The sequence below is a fragment of the Oxalobacteraceae bacterium OTU3CAMAD1 genome, from assembly GCA_024123915.1.
In the GTDB taxonomy this organism is placed as follows: domain Bacteria; phylum Pseudomonadota; class Gammaproteobacteria; order Burkholderiales; family Burkholderiaceae_D; genus Rugamonas.
The window spans coordinates 5166442-5185046 of sequence record CP099650.1; the positions used below are offsets into that span (position 1 = coordinate 5166442).

An 18605-nucleotide genomic window follows, 5' to 3' on the forward strand; every position below is an offset into this window, starting at 1 on the left:
TTTTATGATCAACAAGCTCGCCAATCAATGCAAACTGGTGCTGGACGTGGTCAGGCTGCCCGTCGCCAAGCTGTGCTTCGACACCAGTTTCAACCCGGAGGATGTCAGGGAAACGCACCGCCGTTTCACCAGCCCCCATCCGAAATACAAGGTCTTCGGCTACAAGCAGCTGGGCGTGGCCCTGATCGACCTGCGCCGCCTGGCCGGACCGGTCGCCTACCTCGACAGCCTCACCGGCCAAAGCGGCGCCGCCACCTACGTCAGTAAGGCGCGCCGGCGCGGCTACTCGCTGGCGCAGATCGACCGCAACGACCACGTCGACGCCATCCACGAGATCAACACCAGCATGGCCAGCCGGCAAGGCCGGCCGATGGACGCCAGCTACCGGGAAAAGAAGTCCCATTACGAAACCCAAAGCCACTACCGCTACTTCGGCGTGTTCAGCAAGCAGGGCAAGCTGATGGCCTACTGCAACGTCGGGCGCTACGGCAACTTTGCCGCGTTTTCGCAGCTGCTCGGCTACCGCAACAACGACGGCGTCATGCACCTGCTGGTGACCGACATCGTCAGCCTGCTGCTGATGGAGCTGCAGGCCGGCGACGGCCCGGAGTTCCTGATGTACGACACCTTCTTCGGCGCCCAGCCCGGCCTGCGGCAGTTCAAGACCATGCTCGGCTTTACCCCTTACCGCGTCCGCTACAGCCTGCGATGAACATCATGGGTACCCTCCTCAATCGCCTCTACAGCGACTATCTGATGCCGTCGCGCCTGCGCCACTACGACGCGCTGCTGCAACAGGCGCGCCAGGAAGGCTACCGACAGACGTCGGTGCGCGCCTGGCTGGCGTCGTTGCGCGGCGGCCGCGCCGGCGACGGCCGGGTGCTGGTGCACCGCCACGACATCGACACCGACCTGCCGACCGCGCGCCGCATGTTCGCGCTGGAACAAAAACACGGCGTGCGCGCCAGCTACTATTTCCGCCTGTCGACCCTGGACTTCGGCCTGATGCGCGACATCGAACGCTATGGCAGCGAGGCCAGCTACCACTACGAGGAGATCGCCACCTACGCCAAGCAAGCGCACCTGAAGGACCCGGTGCAGGTGCGCGCGCGCATGGACGACATCCGCGCCCAGTTCGAACGCAACTTCCGCCGCATCGAGCAACAGCTGGGCAGCAAGCTGCACACGGTCGCCAGCCACGGCGACTTCGCCAACCGGCGCCTGGGCATGATCAACCACGAGCTGCTGGACGACGCCGCGCTGCGCGCGCGCTGCGGCATCGCCTGCGAAAGCTACGACAGCGAACTGCTGGCGAGCTTTGACCTGTACATCAGCGACCGCCCGCATCCGCAGTATTTCCACCCGATGCCGCCGCAGAAGGCGCTAGGGGCCTACCGCCGCATCTGCCTGCTGACCCATCCGGCCCAGTGGCGCACCAACTGGGTCGACAGCAGCGGCCACAACCTGCGGCGCGTGCTCGAGGCCTGGCGCTGGTGAGGGCCGCGGCACCGATCATCCATCGCCCAACCAGGCAAACACGAGGGCAACACCGATGAACATACTGCTGATTAACCACTACGCCGGCTCGGTGCGGCATGGCATGGAGTACCGGCCGTACTACCTGGCGCGCGAATGGGTGCGCGCCGGCCACCGGGTGCGCATCGTGGCCGCGTCCAGCTCGCACCTGCGCGCCCTGGCGCCCGAGCTGAACGGCCACCGCGTGGCCGACGAGACCATCGACGGCATCGACTACCGCTGGCACGCGACGCCGGCCTACCGCGGCAACGGCCTGGGCCGGGCCGCCAACATGGCCGCCTTCGTCGCCGCGCTGTACCGGGGCGCGCCGCGCCTGGCGCGCAACTTCCAGCCCGACCTGGTGATCGCCTCGAGCACCTATCCGGCCGACATCTGGCCGGCGCGCCGCATCGCCGCGCTGGCCGGCGCGCGCCTGGCGTTCGAGGTGCACGACCTGTGGCCGCTGTCGCCGATGGAGCTGGGCGGCATGCCGGCCTGGCATCCGTTCATCGTGCTGATGCAGGCGGCCGAGGACTACGCCTACCGCCACGCCGACACCGTCATCTCGATCCTGCCCAAGGCCGGCGCCCACATGGCCGCGCGCGGCATGGCGCCGCACAAGCTGCACGTGGTGCCCAACGGCGTCGACCTCGACGAGTGGGACCTGCCGCCGGTGCCGCTGCCGGCGCCGGCGGCGGCCCTGCTGGCGGACCTGCGCCGTCAGGGCCGCGCCGTGGTCGGCTACGCCGGCAGCCACGGCCTGGCCAACGCGCTCGACACGCTGATCGACGCCGCCGCGCTGCTGCAGGGGCGGCCGCTGGCGTTCGTGCTGGCCGGCGCCGGCCCCGACAAGCAGGCGCTGCAGCGCAAGGCCGCCGCCGCCGGCCTGCGCGATGTCCACTTCCTCGACCCGTTGGCCAAGCGCCACATGCCGGCGCTGCTGCGCGGCTTCGACATCGCCTACCTCGGCTGGCGGCGCCAGCCGCTGTACCGCTACGGCATCTCGCCCAACAAGCTGGGCGACTACATGATGGCGGCGCGGCCCATCATCCACGCGGTCGAGGCGGCCAACGACCCGGTGGCCGAGGCCGGTTGCGGCCTGAGCCTGGCGCCGGACGATCCGGCCGCGCTGGCCGCCGCCATCGCCCGCCTGGCCGCCATGCCGGCGGCGCGCCGCCACGAACTGGGCCAGCGCGGCGCCGGCTACGCCCGCGCCCACCTCAACTACGCGCTGCTGGCGGAGCGCTTCCTGGCCGCCTGCGCGGCGCCGCCGCACTGACACCCCACCAAGGAGACATCATGCCCTCATCACGCCTGCCGCTGCAAGCGGCGCCCCATCCGATGGCCGTGCCGGCATCCGCGATCGCAGCGGCGCCCGTACCCGGGCCTGCGATCGCATCGGCGCCCGCATCCGCGCCCGCCGCCGCGCCCATCACTGAATTCCTGCCCTTCGCCCTGCCCGACCTGGGCGACGAGGAGGCCGCCGCCGTGCTCGAGTGCCTGCGCTCGGGCTGGATCACCACCGGCGCCGTCAGCCGCCGCTTCGAGCAGGCGTTCGCCGACTTCCTCGGCGGCGGCGTCACCGGCGTGGCCGTCAACTCGGCCACCGCCGGCCTGCACCTGGCGCTCGAGGCGCTGGGCATCGGCCCCGGCGACGAGGTGATCGTGCCGACGATGACCTTCACCGCCACCGCCGAGGTGGTGCGCTACCTCGGCGCCGACCCGGTGCTGGTCGACGTCGACGACGACACCTTGTGCATCTGCCCGGACGCCATCGCCGCCGCCATCACCCCGCGCACGCGCGCCATCGTGCCAGTCCACTACGCCGGCCTGGCCTGCGACATGGACGCCATCCTGGCGCTGGCCCGGCGCCACGGCCTGCGCGTGGTCGAAGACGCCGCCCACGCCTTCCCCACGCTGTACAAGGGCCGCGCCGTCGGCACGCTCGACAGCGACGCCACCGTGTTCAGCTTCTACGCCAACAAGACCATCACCACCGGCGAGGGCGGCATGGTGGTCTGCCGCGACCCGGCGCTGCTGCGGCGCGTGCGCGTCATGCGCCTGCACGGCATCAGCGAGGACGCCTTCGACCGCTACACCTCGCGCCGCCCGGCATGGTTCTACCAGGTCGTCGCGCCCGGCTACAAATACAATATGACCGACATCGCGGCGGCCATCGGCTGCGAACAGCTGCGCAAGATCGAGCGCTTCCTGGCCCGGCGCCAGGCCTTGGCGGCGCGCTACGCCGAGGGCCTGCGCGGGTTGCCGCTGCGCCTGCCGCGCCACGCCGACGCCCAGGCCGGCGGCCGGCACGCCTGGCACCTGTACCCGGTGCGGCTGACGGCGGACGCGCCGCTGGCGCGCGACCGGCTGATCGAACTGCTCGCCGAGCGCGGCATCGGCACCAGCGTGCACTACATCCCCCTGCACCGCCAGCCCTACTGGCGCGACCGCTACGCCTTGCCGCCCGAGCGCTTCCCGCGCGCCGAAGCCAGCTATCAAGTCCTGCTGACCCTGCCCCTGTACACCCGCATGAGCGACGCCGACCAGGCGCGCGTCATCGCCACATTGACGGAGCTGCTATGTTAACCAAACGCTTGTTCGATATCGTGGCCGCGCTGGCCGGCCTGTTGCTGCTGGCGCCGCTGATGCTGGTGCTGGCGGCGTGGATCAAGGTCGACTCGGCCGGGCCGGTGCTGTACCGGCAGCGCCGGGTCGGGCGCAACGGCGTGCCGTTCCGCATCTATAAGTTCCGCACGATGCATACCTCGGCCGAGGACGCCGGCCAGCTGTCGCTGGCCGACGACGCCCGCGCCACCGGCGCCGGCCGGCTGCTGCGCCGGCACAAGCTCGACGAGCTGCCGCAACTGTTCAATGTGCTGCGCGGCGAGATGAGCCTGGTGGGGCCGCGTCCCGAGGTGCCGCGCTATGTCGAGCACTATCCGCCGGCGGTGCGCGACCTCGTGCTGTCGGTGCCGCCCGGCATCACCGACTGGGCCGCCATCCATTTCCGCGACGAGGGCGAAATCCTGCGCCGCGCGGCCGACCTCGAGCGGACGTACGTGCTGCAAGTGCTGCCGGTCAAGCTGGAGTATTACGTGCGCTATGTCCAGCAGCGCAGCCTGCTCACCGACCTGCGTATCCTGTTCCACACGGTCGGCGCGCTGCTGTCGGGGCGGCCCGCCCCGGCAGTTGCGCGGCCGCACGGCTGGCCACGGCTGCGACTGAGGATGGTAAAGGAAAACCGGTTGGGGCCGCACGACTGGCAGTCGCCGCTGATCTCGCTGCTGCGCGGCCTGGCGGCGCTGCAGGTGGCGGCCGCGCATCTGCGGGCGCAGGTCTTCCCCGGCCTGAGCACCTTGCAAGACCCGTCGCTGTGGTATGTCGGCCTGTCGTTCTTCTCCGGCTTCGCCCACCAGGCGGTGGTGGTGTTCTTCGTGCTCAGCGGCTGGCTGGTCGGCGGTAGCCTGCTCGACCGCATCGGCAAACCACACGCCATCCGCGACTATGCGATCGACCGCGTGACGCGCCTGTGGATCGTGCTGCTGCCGGCTTTCATCCTGATGCTGTTGCTGGGGCTCGGCACCGGCGAGCTGGACGCCGAGCAACCCAGGCTGGCCGATATCAGCCCCTGGTCGCTGACGACCTTGCTGGGCAACCTGGCCGGCGTGCAAACGATGGCGGTGCCCGCCTTTGGCGGCAACTTCCCCTTGTGGAGCCTGGCCTACGAGACGTGGTACTACGCGCTGTTCCCGCTGCTGGTGCTGGCCATCCGGCCCGGCAACACGCAGTGGCGGCTGGCCGCCGCCGTCGCCGCGGTGGCGCTGGCGTTCTGCCTCAGTTCCGGCATCGTGCTGTACTTCCTGGTGTGGTTGATGGGGGCGTCGGCCTCGCGCGTGCGGCTCGATGTCAGCCGGGTCCAGCGCTACGCGGGCTGGCTGCTGTTCGGCGCGCTGGCCGTGGCCCTGCGACTGCAGGGGCAGGACGGCGACATGGACGCCCATTCCCTGGGGCGCGACGTGCTGTACAGCGCGTTCTTCCTGTTGTGCCTGTGCGGCGCGGGACGGCGCGATCCGGCAGCGATGCGGCCGCTGGTGGCGGTCGGCGCCTTCCTGGCGGGTTTCTCGTTTACCTTGTATGTGCTGCATGTGCCGCTGCTGCGGATGCTATGGGCCTACCGTGGCGGCGAACTGCTGCCGACCGACGATCCGGCCAGCATGGCGGTGTATGCCGCCATGCTGGCCATCGTCGTGTCGCTCTCCTACCTGATCCATCTGCCGTTCGAGGCGCAGACGGCCAGGCTGCGGCGGTTCATCAAGCAATTCCTGCCGGGCCGGGCCGGCAGGAAACTGGGGGCGCCGGCGGCGGGCGAAGCCGGCTAGTGGCCGGTCCGCCGGCGGCGGCACCGTTTGCCGCCGCTTGCCGCCTGTTCGCGTTTTTACCGCGTTTTACCGCACTTTACTTATACGCGCCGATGCTGACCGGCTGCATCGGCGTGCCCTCGATGTCGTACGCCGGCGCATAGGTGGTGGTGCCGGCGCCCTTGGCGGGCGAAGTGCTGCGCAGGTGCAGGTCGGGCGTTCCCGTACGGGTGTACGAGACGAACTGCGGATCGGCGCTGACCGTGCCGGTGGCCACCAGGCCGTTACGCAAACTGAAGTTGTAGTTGGTGTTCTGGTACACCAGGTTGTTGCGGTAGGTGTTGTGCGTACCAGTCTTGCCCTGTTCAGAGATGCCGTAGCGGTTATCGTAGACGATGTTGTTGACCACGTGGGTGTAGTCGGCGCCGGCGCTGCTGTGGTAGAAGTCGCCGCCGCCGACGATGATGCCGATCCCCGAGTTGGCCACAGTGTTGTTGGCGATGATGACGTTGGTGGCGTCATGCCACAAGTGGATCGCCCCCTGCGCGACGCGGTGGACGACGTTGCCGACCACGCTGCCCGTCGTGCTCACGTAGATGCCGTGCACATGGCTGCAGCCGGCGGGACCGATGTCGTAGACGAAGTTGTTGATGACATCGCCCTTGACGCCGTTGTAGTAGGAATCGACGCCGATGGCCGAACCGCCGGTGCCGTCGCAAGCGATGGTCTGGGCGATGTGGTGCACGCGGTTGTTGCGGATGACATCGTAGGAGCCGCCGTTATAGATGCCGCTGCGCCACTTGGTGCCGCTCTGGTGCGCGCTGCCGTCGATCTCGAAACCGTTGATCTCGACATAGTTGCCCCGGTTGTCCCAGGCCACGCTGCTGCTCGAGTTCGCGGGCGGAATGATCTTCGCGCCCCACTTGCTGGTGGAGACGTAGTAGATGCGTCCGTTCGCGGTGCCGTTGGCGTTGGTCCTGAAGCCGCCCGCGTAGTTGCCGGGCGCGACGTGCACCGTGGTGTTCGGCGAGGCCAGCGCGGCGGCGCGCGCGATCGTCTTCAGCGGCGAGCCCTGCGCGCCGGAGTTGCTGTCCGAGCCGCCGGTCGACACGTACAGGTGGTTGGCGGTGGTGGGCGTTGGCGTTGGCGTCGGCGTTGGCGTGGGGGTCGGGGTTGGCGTCGGCGTGGGTGTAGGCGTCGGCGTCGGCGTCGGCGTGGCGCCGCCGTACTCGTAGGCGCCGAGATCGTCGGCGGCGCCGGCCGGGCGGTCCCTGCCGTCGAAGTCGCGCGGCGGCGCGTCGGCCGCCAGGCCCTTGTCGATCGCCGGCGAAGTCGAGCGCAAATGGTAGTCGCCGCCGCCGGTGCGCACGTAGTTGACGAACTGCGGCGCCGCCGCGATGGTCGCCACCGCCACGCCCTTCAGGAGCAGATAGCCTTGGGATGACTGCTGAAACATCAGGTTGTTCGCATAGGTGTTGTGTGAGCCGATGTTGCCCTGTTCGACCACGCCGTAGACGGTGTCGTACACGATGTTGTTGGTCACGCGCGAGTTGTCGCCGGCCGTCGTCGCGTGATAGTAATCGCCGCTGCCCACCACCACGCCGGTGTGGGACGCGAAGATGGTGTTGTTGACGACGTCGACGCCAGAGGCGTCGTGCCACAAGCGCACCGCCGCGTTCGAGACGCCGTAAATGACATTATTCTTGACATCCGTGCCCACGCTGTTGACATAGACACCGAACATGGTGCGGCAACCGTTGGCGCCGATGTCGTGCACCATATTGTCGCGCACGTCATGCGCGCTGCCCTTGAAATAGCTGTCGGCGCCGATGCCGCCGCCCGACGCGCAGGCGGCGCGTCCGATGTGGTGCACCCGGTTGCCGGACACGCCGCCGAACGAGCCGCCGGTGTAGATGCCGGTGGTCCACGCGGTGCCGGCGCGCGGCGCGCTGCCGTCGACCTCGAAACCGACGATGTCGACATAGTTGCCGCGGTTGTCCCACGCCGCCGACGTGGTGGACGTGGCCGGCGGCACGATCTTCGCCCCCCACTTGCGGTCCGACACATACGTGATCCGCGCGGTGGCCGTGCCGCTGCTGTTGGTGACGAAGCCGCCGGCGTAGGCGCCGGGCGCGACGTGCACGATGGTGCCGGGCGTGGCCGCTTGCGATGCCCTGCTTATCGTCAAGAACGGCGCCGCCTGGGTGCCGGGGTTACTGTCTGAACCTGTGGTTGAAACATAGAGCTCGTTGGCGGCCGCCGCGCCGTTGTACGTGACGCTGGCGGCCAGCACGGGCGCTTGCGCCGCGGCGGCTTGCTTTCCTTCATCGCCGCCGCTGCCGCCGCCGCAAGCGGCCAGCAGCATTGCGCAGGCGCCCAGACCGATGGTCGTGGCGCTCCCTTGGGACAGGTAGTTGACAGAATTGTTCATCAGACTTTCCTCGTTCATGAAGTGAATGAGGAAGGTTTGATCTGAATCAAATTCTATAGTTCAATGCTTTTAGAAAAAAAATTCTGGCAAGACATTCTTACAACAAAAGAATAGGCACGAATAAGTTCAAAAACAGCGCAAAAAAAAACGGCGCCCGCGCGCCGTGGGGTTCAACCGGGCCTGCTTGCTAGGCGTCGTTGAACACCACGCCGTGCGGCGCGATGCCGGCCTGGTTGAGCCGTTTGACTGACGCGTTGAGCTGGCTCTCCGTGGTCACGCCGGCGCGGGTGACGAGGAAGACGGCGCCGGCGTGGGCGCCGACGACCAGCGCGTCGGCCGCCTCCATCACCGGCGGCGCCGTCATGAGCACCACGTCGTAGCGGGCGCCGAGCGACTCGAGCAGGCTGGCCAGATGACGGTGCTGCAGCAGCTCCGTCTGCTGCGGCAGCACGCTGCCGCAAGGAATGAAATCAAGATGGTCGGCAACCCCGTGGCGCACCGCCATGTGCGGCTGCAGCGCGCCGGCCAGGCACTCGGCCAGCCCGCCGCAACGCTCGATGCCGAAATACTCGTGCAGCCGGCCGTCGCGCAGGTCGGCGTCGATCAGCAAGGTGCGCTTGCCCCCCGAGGCCATCAGCAGCGCCAGGTTGACCGACACGAACGAGGCGCCCACGCGCCGCGTCGGCCCCAGGCAGCTGACGACGTTGTTGCGGCTGTGCGGCAACACGAATTGCAGCGCGGCGCGGAACGCCCGCAGGCTCTCGGCGGCCGCGTCGTCCGGCGCCGCCTGCGCCAGCAGCAGCGGCGCCCGCTTGCGCGCCTGCCGCCGCAGGCGGTCCTGGCTGCGGCTGTGCGGGATGGTCGCGTGCACCGTGCGCGCGCCCAGCATCGCCTCGATGCGCTCGGGGTCGTCGATGCCGCCGCCCACGGCCTTGCTGGCGAAGGCCAGCAGCGCGCCCAGGAACAGGCCGGTGACCATGCCCAACACTACGATCAGCGAGCGGTTCGGCTTGAGCGGGCGCTCCGGCGCCACCGGCATGTCGACCATGCGCACGTTGCCGACCCGCCCCACCGCCACCAGGCGCAACTGTTGCGCCGTGTTCAGCAGCTCGGTGTACAGGTCGGTGCTGACCTTGACGTCGCGCGCCAGGCGCGCCTGTTCCTGCTCGACCAGCGGCAGGCGCTTGATGCGCGCCTCGAGCTCGTCGATCTCGCGCAAGGTCTCGCGGCTCTGCTGGTTCAGCGCCTGCAGCAGCGGATGCTCGTCGGTGTAGCGCCCCAGCAGCTCGGCGCGCTTTTGCGTCAGGGTGCTGCGGCGCGTCTGCGCCGCCGCCAGCGTGTCGAGCGCGATGCGCACTTCCTGCTCCAGGTTGACGGTGGCGTGGCTGCTGCGGTAGCCGTTGTAGCTGGCCTCGGCGCTTTCGAGCTGGTGGCGCAGCACCGGCAACTGGCGGTCGAGGAAGGCCAGCGTCTTTTGCGCCTCCTCGGTGCGCCGCGCCAGGTTTTGCCGCATGTATTCGCTGCCGATCTCGGTCAGCGTGGCGTACACCTGCTGCGGGTTGGCGCCGTGCAGCTTGACCGCGATGACCCCCGACTGCTTGCCTTGCTCGGCGATCTGCAGCGAGCGCTGCACCTGTTCGAGCGCGGCCAGGCGCGAGCTGCGGCGCAAGGTGAAGCGGGCGCCGGGGTTGGCGCGCAGCCGCGTCACCACCAGGTCGATGGCGCCGTCGGGGCCGGCGGCGTGCGCCGCCAGTCCCGTCTCGCCCTCCAGCACGGGGCGCCCCTTGCCGTCGCCGAGCCGGTAGCGTCCGCCGCCGAGCGCGGTGATGGTGAAGTCATGGTTGTACATGGCGTCGGGCACGTCGAAGCTGGCGACCTCGATTTTCTCGCCGCCCCACACATAGCCGCCACGGCCGAACAGGCCGGGCGCGGACAACGCGCTGCCGCGGCGCGCCGCGATCCACTCGCCGCCCAGCGGGAAATAGCGCGGCCGCGCGTCGATGTACAGGCGCAGGGTATCGACCGCGCGCGCCACCACCAGCCGCGAGTGCAGCAGCTCCATCTCGGCGATCGCCGCCTTCTTGGTTTCGAACAGCGACGAGACGTCGTTGAGGATGTTCTTCGACGTGTTCGGGGTGTCCTCCTCCACGTGCAGCAGCATGTTGGCCTCGTACACCGGGCGCGCGGCCAGCGCGTAGGCCAGCGCCGCCAGGGTGCACAGCGCGGCCACGCCGAGGATCAGCCAGCGCCGCGCGACCAGCGTCTGGAAGTACGAGCGCCACGCCAGCGCGCCGGGATCCGGCTCGGGCAGCGGGTCGACCCGCTCGATCAGTTGGGTCGGCGCGGCGATACCGCGCAGCGCGCGCAGTTGCGGCGGGTTGTCGTAAGCTTCATTCATGGGGGGCCTATGGTCTGGTGGTGGCGCCGACGGCGGACGACAGCTCGCCCGGGAACAGCTGGCTGATCGCGCGGTGCCAGTTGGCCAGCGGCGAGGCGGCCACGTACACAACATCCTTGGCGCGCAGCTCGAAGCGCTCGGCCAGCGCCAGCGCCCGCGACGGCCGGGCGTCGAGCCGGTACACGCGCGGCCCCTGCGCCGTCTGCCGCACCACGTACACCTGGCCGGCGTCGCCGCTCTGCGGATTGATGCCGCCGACCTCGCCGAGCGCCTCGTTCAGGGTCAGGCGGCCGTCGTGCATGGTCAGCGAGCGCGGTTGCAGCACCTCGCCGGCGACGAACACCTTGCTCTCGTCGCGCGGCGGCACCCGCACGATGTCGCCGTTGACCAGCATCACGGCGGCGGCATGGCGGCCGTCGCGCAGCGCGCGGATCAGGTCGACCTTGTGGCGCCGGCCCGCGCGCTCGACGGTGATGCGGCTCTGGTCGGCGCTGGGCGTCAGGCCGCCGGCGCGGTTGATCGCCTCGAGCAGGGTCATCGGAATATCGTTGACGGTTTGCAGGCCCGGCGTGCGCACCTCGCCGTCGATGTAGACCCGCTGGCTGCGGTAGGCCTGCACACTGAGCGTGACGCGCGGATCGCGGAAGTAGCGCGTCAGCCGCTTGGTCAGCAAGGCGCCGGCCTGCTCGCGCGTCAGCCCGGCGAAGTCCATGGTGCCGGCGAACGGAAAATGCAGCTTGCCCTGCTGGTCGATGACGAAGCTGGCGGCCGGCGGCCCCAACCCGGCGCCGTCGACGCCCTGGTCGCGCGCGACCGCGCCGGTCAGTTCCGGATGGTCCCACAAGGTGATCGCCAGCACGTCGCCGACACCCAGGATGTAGGTGTACACGCCGGGCTCGGTGACCGCCAGGTTGCCTAGGTCCTGGCCGGCCGCCGGCGCGCCGGCGTTGCCGCGCTGCTCGGCGTCGAGCCATTGCTCTGTGATGGGTATGACTTCGGCGTCGTCCGGCGCCGGCGCGCTGTGCATGCTGGTGGCGCATCCGCCCAGCAACACGCACAGCGCGAGCGCCGCCGGCAGATATGCGGGGCGGAAATTAAAGCGGAAATGAAAAAAGGATGGTGCGACGTTGTGCATGACAGGCCTCCGGAAGCTCGACCAGAGTAGATCGCGTCCCGGTGTGCGGCCTTGTTTCACATCAAACGCGCGCCTGTGCGGCGCGACCTGCGCGGCCGACTAGGCGGCGACCTCGCTGCACCGGACGGGCGCCGGCGCGGCGTCCATGGAGCGTTCCAGCAACGCCGCCAGTAGCTCCGGCGGCAGCGGCTCGCTGAACAGATAGCCTTGCATCTCGTCGCAGCCGTTGGCGCGCAGGAAGCCGCGCTGCTGCTCGGTTTCCACGCCTTCGGCGATCACGCGCAGCTTGAGCCGGTGCGCCAGGCCGATGATGGAGCTGGCGATGGCCTGGTCGCCGGCGCTGTGCGCCAGGTCGCGCACGAAGGACTTGTCGATCTTGAGGGTGCTGATCGGGAACGACTTGAGCGCCGACAGGCTCGAGTAACCGGTGCCGAAGTCGTCGATCGACAGCGCCACGCCCATCGCGCGCAGCTGCTCCATCTTGCCGAGCGCGCGCGTGAGGTCGCGCATGATCACGCCTTCGGTCACCTCCAGCTCCAGCCAGCGCGGCGCCATGTCGCTGTCGGCCAGCGCCTGCGCCACCCGCTCGACCAGCCGCCCCTCCTCGAACTGGCGCGGCGACACGTTGACCGAGATGCACAGCGGCGGCAGGCCGGCGTCCTGCCAGGCGCGGTTCTGGTGGCACGCCTCGCGCAGCACCCACTCGCCCAGCGCCACGATCATGCCGCTTTCCTCGGCCAGCGGAATGAAACGGTCCGGCCCGATCACGCCGTGCTCCGGATGCACCCAGCGCACCAGCGCCTCCGCGCCGAAAATGCGGCCGGTGCGCAGGTCTACCTTGGGCTGGTACACCAGCCGGAACTGGCGATGCTCCAGCGCCTGGCGCATGCCCTCGAGCAGCACCAGCTTCTGTTCGATCTGGGCGTTCATTTCGCGCGCATAGAACTGGCAATTGTTCTTGCCCAGCTCCTTGGCGCGGTACATCGCCGCGTCGGCGTGCATCAGCAGCGTTTCGGCGTCGGCGCCGTCGTCGGGATGGACCGCCACGCCGATGCTGCAGCTGACCTGCACCTGCTGTCCGCCCACGCAGATCGGTTGCAGCACCGCCTCGCGCACCCGTTCCAGCACCGCCGACGCGCCGTCGCCCCCGCCTTCTCCAGCGGTCTGGCGCAGCATCAGCACGAACTCGTCGCCGCCGAAACGGCCCACGGTGTCGCCAGGGCGCAGGCAGGCCGCCATCCGTCCCGCCACCACCTTGAGCAGCGCGTCGCCGGCGTTGTGTCCCAGGCCGTCGTTGACCAATTTAAAACCGTCGAGGTCGATGAACGCCACCAGCAAGGCGGCATCGACAGCATGCGCCTCGGCCACCGTCAGTTCCAGCCGCTCGGTGATCAAAATACGGTTCGGCAATCCGGTCAGCGTGTCGTGGTGCGCCAGGTGCTGCATGCGCTCTTCGGCCAGCTTGCGCTCGGTGATGTCGCGCACGATCGCCACCACGCCGCCTTCGACCGGCACCACCTGCTGGTGCAGCCAGCGCGCGCTCAGCTCGGGGATGGTGTTCTCCCATTCCTGCTCGTGCACGCCGCCGGCCTGCGTCACGCGCACCAGCTCGGCGAACATGCCGTTCTCGCGCGCCATCGGCACCAGCCGCAGCAAGGTGGTGCGGCACAGGCGTTCGCGGCTCACGCCGGTGAACTGTGCGGCGCGCGAATTGGCGTCGACAATGCTGAAGTCAACGACCGCGCCGGCGCCGTCGCGCACCTCGCGCATGACGAAGAAAGCGTCCAGGCTGGCCGCCGACGCCGCCGCGTAGGTTTCCTGCGCGCGCCGCACGCGGGCGCGGTGGCGCGCGCCCTGCCACGACCACAGCCACAGCAGGCCGGTGGCGATCGCCAGCGCCAGGCTGGCCGCGCCGGCCCGCCACAGCATCTCGCGGCGCTTGCGCTCGAACCCAGCCATCTGCTCCTTTTCGTCGAGGCCGGCGACCACCTTGAGCGCCGCGCCGTGCAGTTCGCTGACGCCGCTGAAGCGGCGCACACCGTCCTGCGGGTCGGGCCGGGCAGCCGCCTGCACCTCGGGCGGCGTCGCTTGGGCCACCAGGCGCTGGCCGAACGACACCTTGTCGCCGATGCGCAGGGCGCGCACCACGCCGTCCGCGCCGACCAGCCCCAGCATGCCGCGCTCGCCCATGCGGCTGCGCTCGTAGCTGCTGGTGAAATACGCGGGATCGGTTTCGACCATGACGACGCCGGCGAAGTTGCCCTTCTCGTCATCGAGCCGGCGCGTGAAGTGCAGGTGCCACTCGGTGTTGGCGACATCGCGCGTGGGCTCGCCGACAAAGGTGGAACCGCTATCGCGTTCCTGGTGGAAGTTGAAATAGCGCTGGTCTGCCACCGAGATCGGCGCCGCGCGCGGACTGCTGGCGACCGTCATGCCGTCGCGGTCGACGATGCTGACGGCGAACACCAGGCCGGACGGCAGCAAGCCCTCGCGCCCCAGTTCCGGCAGCGCGCCCAGGGTGCCGCGCCGCTCGACCGCGTACTTGAGCACGCGCAGCGTTTGATCGATGCCGTCCAGGCCGCGCGCCACCTGCGCCTCGTAGGTGCCCAGCACCTCGCGCAGCGAATCGGCGGCGGCCGCGCGCGCGCGTCCCCGTTCGACGTCGATCTCGTGCAGCGACAGCAGCCAGATCGCCACCAGCAGCAGCAGCGCGAACAGCGGCAGCGAGATATGCGTGTCGAGCCCGCGCCGCAGCCAGCGCGCGCGCAGGCTGTCGCCGGCCTTGGGCGCCGTCATGGACGCACCTCCAGCACCTTGACGCTGGCGTCGAGGGCGGCGCGGTCGATATAGCCGATCATGGCCGGATTGTCGGCCACCATGCGGCGCACGGCGGCGCTATTGTGCAGTTCGCGCGGCGGCTGGCCGCGACCGGTGAACACCATCTTGCTCCAGTACGCCTTCATCAGCGCCGGCGAGCGCTCCGCCACCCGCCGGTAAAACGCGTCGCGCAGCGCGTTGCCGGGCGGCAGGTCGAGCGCCACCGCTTCGGCGCCGTCGGGAAAGCGGTCGGTTTGTCCCATGAAGATGGCCGCCACCTGCTCGTGGCGCAGCCAGGGCAACGGATTTTTGGCCGACACCACGATCACCGGATCGTGCGGGCCGACCTCTGCGGCGAACGCCGGCGGCAGGACCGGCAACGTCAATAAAAGCATGGTCAGGAAAGGAACGGTCAACAAACGAGTGGTCAAACGCATCGCGGGCAACGGCAACAATGGATCGGTCATGCGGAATTCCTGTCTGTGGTCCCGATGGTACATATACGGCGTGGTCGCCAGTACACAGGGTTCGGGCGCGGGCGCCGGGGACCACAGACGGGCGTCTGTTCTTCAGAATGGGAAAGGTGGCAACGCCGGCGCGCGGCCAGGCCGCACACCCGTAAACTTCCTTAAGGCAACTTTAGATGAAGTAAAGCAATATACCAAGGATTCTATCCAAAAACCACTTTAATTTTAATAGAATTGCATCAATAATATGCTTTACACCACGGACGCCAGCATCTGCATCAGCTTGTCGACACTGAACGGCTTGAGCAGACATTGCGCCCCCTCGAGCGGGAAGCGCGGATGCTGGCCGCTGGCGAAGATAATCCGCAGGCCGGGCCGCAACGCGCGGGCGCGCGCAGCCAGCACCTCGCCCGACAGGTCCGGCAACGAGATATCGGTGATCATCACATCGATCGCCCCGCCCTGCAGCAACACCAGCGCGGCGGCCGCGTCGCCGGCCGGCAGTACCGTATGGCCCAGCAGTTCGAGCAGCTCGGTGGTGGTCTCGCGCAGTTCGCGCTCGTCCTCCACCAGCACGATGCGCAGGCCTCCCGACCCGGCCTCGCCGTCGGCCGCCTCGCCGGCCGCAGCCACGGCCGCCGGCGCCGTCAGCTGCGCCTGATGCTGGCGGTTGGCCAGCACATGGCGCACCTTGCGCGCCAGCGCCTCGCGGGTGTAAGGCTTGCCCAGCAAATCGACGCCGGCGTCGAGCCGGCCGCCATGCACGATGGCGTTTTCCGTGTAGCCGGACGTGAACAGCACCGCGATGCCCGGCAGCCGCTCGCGCGCCTTGCGCGCCAGCTCGGGGCTGCGCAGCGGCCCCGGCATCACCACGTCGGTGAACAGCAGGTCGATCGGCAGGCCGCTGTCGATGATGCTCAGCGCGCTGGCCGCGTCGTTCGCCTTGAGCACGCGGTAACCGAGCTCGCTCAGCATCTCGACCACGGTGGCGCGCACGCCGTCGTCGTCCTCGGCCACCAGGATGGTCTCCTGTCCGCCCACCACGGCGCGCATTTCCGGCGGCGCCGGCGCGTCCTCGACATCGGTCGAACGGGGCAGGTAGAGCTTGACCGTGGTGCCGCTGCCAGGCTCGCTGTATATCTTCACATGGCCGCCCGACTGGCGCGCGAAGCCGTACACCATCGACAAGCCAAGGCCGCTGCCCTTGCCTTCCGGCTTGGTCGAGAAGAACGGATCGAACGCCTGCGCCAGCACCTCGGGGCTCATGCCGCTGCCGGTGTCGCTGATGGCGATCATCACGTACTGGCCGGCCGCCAGCTCGGCATGGGTGGCGGCATACTGGTCGTCCAGCATGGCGTTGCCCACCTCGATGGTGAGCCTGCCCACGCCGTCCATGGCGTCGCGCGCGTTGATGCACAGGTTGAGCACCGCGTTCTCCACCTGCGCGGTATCGACCAGGGTGTTCCACAAGCCGCCGGAGATCACCGTCTCGACCTCGATCTCCTCGCCCAGGGCACGGCGCAACATGTCCTCCATGCCGGCGATGAAGCGGCCGATCTTGACCACCCTCGGATCGAGCGCCTGGCGCCGGCCGAACGCCAGCAGGTAGCTGGCCAGCTTGGCGCCGCGCGTGACGCCGGCCAGCGCGTGCTCGAGGCGCTTCTCGGCGCGCGCGTTGCCCTTGACGTCGCCGCCGAGCAGTTGCAGGTTGCCGGAGATGACCTGCAGCAGGTTGTTGAAATCGTGCGCCACGCCGCCGGTCAGCTTGCCGATCGCCTCCATCTTTTGCGACTGCTGCAGCGCCGCCGCCGTGCGGCGCATCTCGTCGGCCGCCGCCCGCTCGGCCGTCATGTCGCGGCCCACGGCATGCACGTAGCGCTCGTCCGGCACGGCGGTCCACGACAGGATCGCGTGCCCGCCGCCCTTGCGCAAGGTGCGGTTCTCGAACTTGAAGGTGTGCCGGCCCTCGGCCAGCGCGGCCATCTCCGCCATCGACGCGGCCATGTCGTCCGGGTGGATCAGTTTATACAGCGAGGTGCCGATCACCTCCGCCTCCTCCCATCCCAGCAGGCGGGTGAAGGCCGGATTGACGGCGCTGACCCAGCCCTCCAGCGACACCACCATCATCACGTCGGTCGAATAGCGCCACATGCGGTCGCGCTCCGCGGTGCGCTCGGCCACCTGCTGCTGCAGCTTGTAGGCGGTCGATTTCTGGTCCTCGATATCGGTGCTGGTGCCGACCCAGCGCTGCACCACGCCGTGGTCGTCGACGATCGGCAAGGCGCGCACGATGTGCCAGCGATAGATGCCGTCGGCGCGGCGGATGCGGTACTCGGTCTCGAAGGTCTGGCCGGTGGCCACCGCCACGGTCCACGCCTGGCCGGCCGCCGGCAGGTCCTCCGGATGGACGATCTCGGCCCAGCGGTTGTCGTCCAGCTGGCCGGGCCGGGTGCCGGAATAGCGGTAGACCTGGTCGTTGAACCAGTCCAGGCCACCGTCGGCGTTGGCCTGCCAGACCTGGCTCGGTATCGTCTGCGACAAGGTGCGGAAGGTGTTCTCGCTGGCGCGCAGCAGGTTCTCGGCCATCACGCGGTCGGTCACGTCGGCGCCCTGCACGAAAATGCCCCACACGGCGCCGGCGGCGTCGCGCAGCGGCTGATAGACGAAATCGAGGAAGCGCTCGCGCGCCGGCCGGTCGCCGGTGGCGGCCAGGAAGAACGGCACGGCGGTGCCGGACCAGGTCTCGCCGGACGCGTACAGTTTATCGAGCAAGCCGAGGAAGCCCTGGCTGTTCGCCTCCGGCAGCGCCTCGCGCACCGGCAGGCCGATCACCTCGCGCTGGCCGACCAGCGCCATATAGGCCGGATTGGCCGACGTGAAGACATGCTCGGGCCCCGAGAGCATCGCCATGAAGCCGGGGGCCTGCTCGAACATGATGCGCATGCGCTCGGCCTCGTTGCGCACGCGGCGCTCGGCCTTGACCTTGTCGGTGGTCTCGATCACCAGCACCATCACGCCGACCGGCGTGCCGGCCTCGTCGAGCACCGGCGAATAGTCCAGGTTCATCCAGATCTGTTCCGGCCCGCCGTTGCGGTTGACGGTCAGCTCCTGGTCCTTGTAGACCAGCGTTTGGCCTGCCAGGCCGACCTTGACCACATGGTCGTTGAAGTCGGCGATCTCCGGCCAGGCCTCGCGCACGTTGGCGCCCAGCGACATCGGATGGCGGCCGCCGGCGAACACCGAATAGCCGTCGTTGTAGATCATCACCCCCTGCTCGCCCATCAGCAGCACGATCGGCACGGTCGAGCGCAATATCAGCGCCACCGTCGTCTTGAGCGACTGCGGCCAGGCGTCGATGGGGCCAAGCGCGGTCCCGCTCCAATCGTGGGAAGCGATGATCTGCGCGACTTGGCCGCCGCCTTGGAGAAAGGGATGAGTCACGGTGTCCGGAAAAGAAATGTTGTCCTGAGATTATAGTTTG

The 18605-nt window shown here is 69.0% G+C and carries 11 protein-coding genes and 1 pseudogene; 6 read left to right on the forward strand and 6 right to left on the reverse strand.

The features are described 5' to 3' along the window. The first annotated feature begins 4 nt into the window (after positions 1-4). From NHH88_21925 to NHH88_21950, 6 genes and pseudogenes are all read left to right on the forward strand, one after another. The gene (locus tag NHH88_21925) at positions 5-712 is read left to right on the forward strand and encodes a hypothetical protein (protein USX12341.1); all 708 of its coding nucleotides are present in this window, start codon (positions 5-7) and stop codon (positions 710-712) included. Positions 713-717: 5 nt separating this feature from the next. Next, positions 718-1497 (forward strand): hypothetical protein, encoded by a 780-nt coding sequence (locus NHH88_21930; GenBank protein USX12342.1) that lies wholly within the window; start codon positions 718-720, stop codon positions 1495-1497. 55 nt (positions 1498-1552) lie between these two features. Then, on the forward strand, positions 1553-2794 hold the full coding sequence (locus tag NHH88_21935; protein USX12343.1) for a glycosyltransferase family 4 protein: 1242 nt from the start codon (positions 1553-1555) through the stop codon (positions 2792-2794). A 152-nt stretch (positions 2795-2946) separates the two neighbouring features. Next, complete coding sequence (locus tag NHH88_21940) at positions 2947-4104, forward strand: DegT/DnrJ/EryC1/StrS aminotransferase family protein (protein ID USX17396.1); 1158 nt, start codon at positions 2947-2949, stop codon at positions 4102-4104. Further along, a pseudogene (locus NHH88_21945) lies at positions 4098-4682 on the forward strand (sugar transferase). Before NHH88_21940 ends, NHH88_21945 begins: the two are co-directional and overlap by 7 nt. 63 nt (positions 4683-4745) lie before the next feature. Next, the gene (locus NHH88_21950; GenBank protein ID USX17397.1) at positions 4746-5897 is read left to right on the forward strand and encodes an acyltransferase; all 1152 of its coding nucleotides are present in this window, start codon (positions 4746-4748) and stop codon (positions 5895-5897) included. Between the two features lie 76 nt (positions 5898-5973). Here NHH88_21950 and NHH88_21955 read toward each other — a convergent pair whose 3' ends face one another. From NHH88_21955 to NHH88_21980, 6 genes are all read right to left on the reverse strand, one after another. After that, entirely contained in the window at positions 5974-8307 is a 2334-nt protein-coding gene (locus tag NHH88_21955) for a DUF1565 domain-containing protein (protein USX12344.1), read from the reverse strand. Positions 8308-8494: 187 nt separating this feature from the next. Beyond that, the gene (locus NHH88_21960) at positions 8495-10705 is read right to left on the reverse strand and encodes a Wzz/FepE/Etk N-terminal domain-containing protein (GenBank protein USX12345.1); all 2211 of its coding nucleotides are present in this window, start codon (positions 10703-10705) and stop codon (positions 8495-8497) included. A gap of 7 nt (positions 10706-10712) precedes the next feature. Then, positions 10713-11840: a polysaccharide biosynthesis/export family protein gene (locus tag NHH88_21965; GenBank protein ID USX12346.1), complete on the reverse strand. Its 1128-nt coding sequence runs from the start codon at positions 11838-11840 to the stop codon at positions 10713-10715. Positions 11841-11939: 99 nt separating this feature from the next. Next, on the reverse strand, positions 11940-14636 hold the full coding sequence (locus tag NHH88_21970) for an EAL domain-containing protein (GenBank protein USX12347.1): 2697 nt from the start codon (positions 14634-14636) through the stop codon (positions 11940-11942). Beyond that, positions 14633-15124: a phosphate ABC transporter substrate-binding protein gene (locus NHH88_21975; GenBank protein USX12348.1), complete on the reverse strand. Its 492-nt coding sequence runs from the start codon at positions 15122-15124 to the stop codon at positions 14633-14635. Before NHH88_21975 ends, NHH88_21970 begins: the two co-directional genes overlap by 4 nt. 252 nt (positions 15125-15376) lie before the next feature. Beyond that, positions 15377-18565: a PAS domain S-box protein gene (locus NHH88_21980; GenBank protein ID USX12349.1), complete on the reverse strand. Its 3189-nt coding sequence runs from the start codon at positions 18563-18565 to the stop codon at positions 15377-15379. Positions 18566-18605: the final 40 nt, after the last annotated feature.

Bases quoted from the DNA above. Each gene is read 5' to 3' on its own strand.
- NHH88_21960 (USX12345.1), bottom strand. From the start codon at position 10,705: ATGAATGAAGCTTACGACAACCCGCCGCAACTGCGCGCGCTGCGCGGT.
- NHH88_21950 (USX17397.1), top strand. From the start codon at position 4,746: ATGGTAAAGGAAAACCGGTTGGGGCCGCACGACTGGCAGTCGCCGCTG.
- NHH88_21975 (USX12348.1), bottom strand. From the start codon at position 15,124: ATGACCGATCCATTGTTGCCGTTGCCCGCGATGCGTTTGACCACTCGT.
- NHH88_21955 (USX12344.1), bottom strand. From the start codon at position 8,307: ATGAACAATTCTGTCAACTACCTGTCCCAAGGGAGCGCCACGACCATC.
- NHH88_21930 (USX12342.1), top strand. From the start codon at position 718: ATGGGTACCCTCCTCAATCGCCTCTACAGCGACTATCTGATGCCGTCG.
- NHH88_21935 (USX12343.1), top strand. From the start codon at position 1,553: ATGAACATACTGCTGATTAACCACTACGCCGGCTCGGTGCGGCATGGC.
- NHH88_21925 (USX12341.1), top strand. From the start codon at position 5: ATGATCAACAAGCTCGCCAATCAATGCAAACTGGTGCTGGACGTGGTC.
- NHH88_21970 (USX12347.1), bottom strand. From the start codon at position 14,636: ATGACGGCGCCCAAGGCCGGCGACAGCCTGCGCGCGCGCTGGCTGCGG.
- NHH88_21965 (USX12346.1), bottom strand. From the start codon at position 11,840: ATGCACAACGTCGCACCATCCTTTTTTCATTTCCGCTTTAATTTCCGC.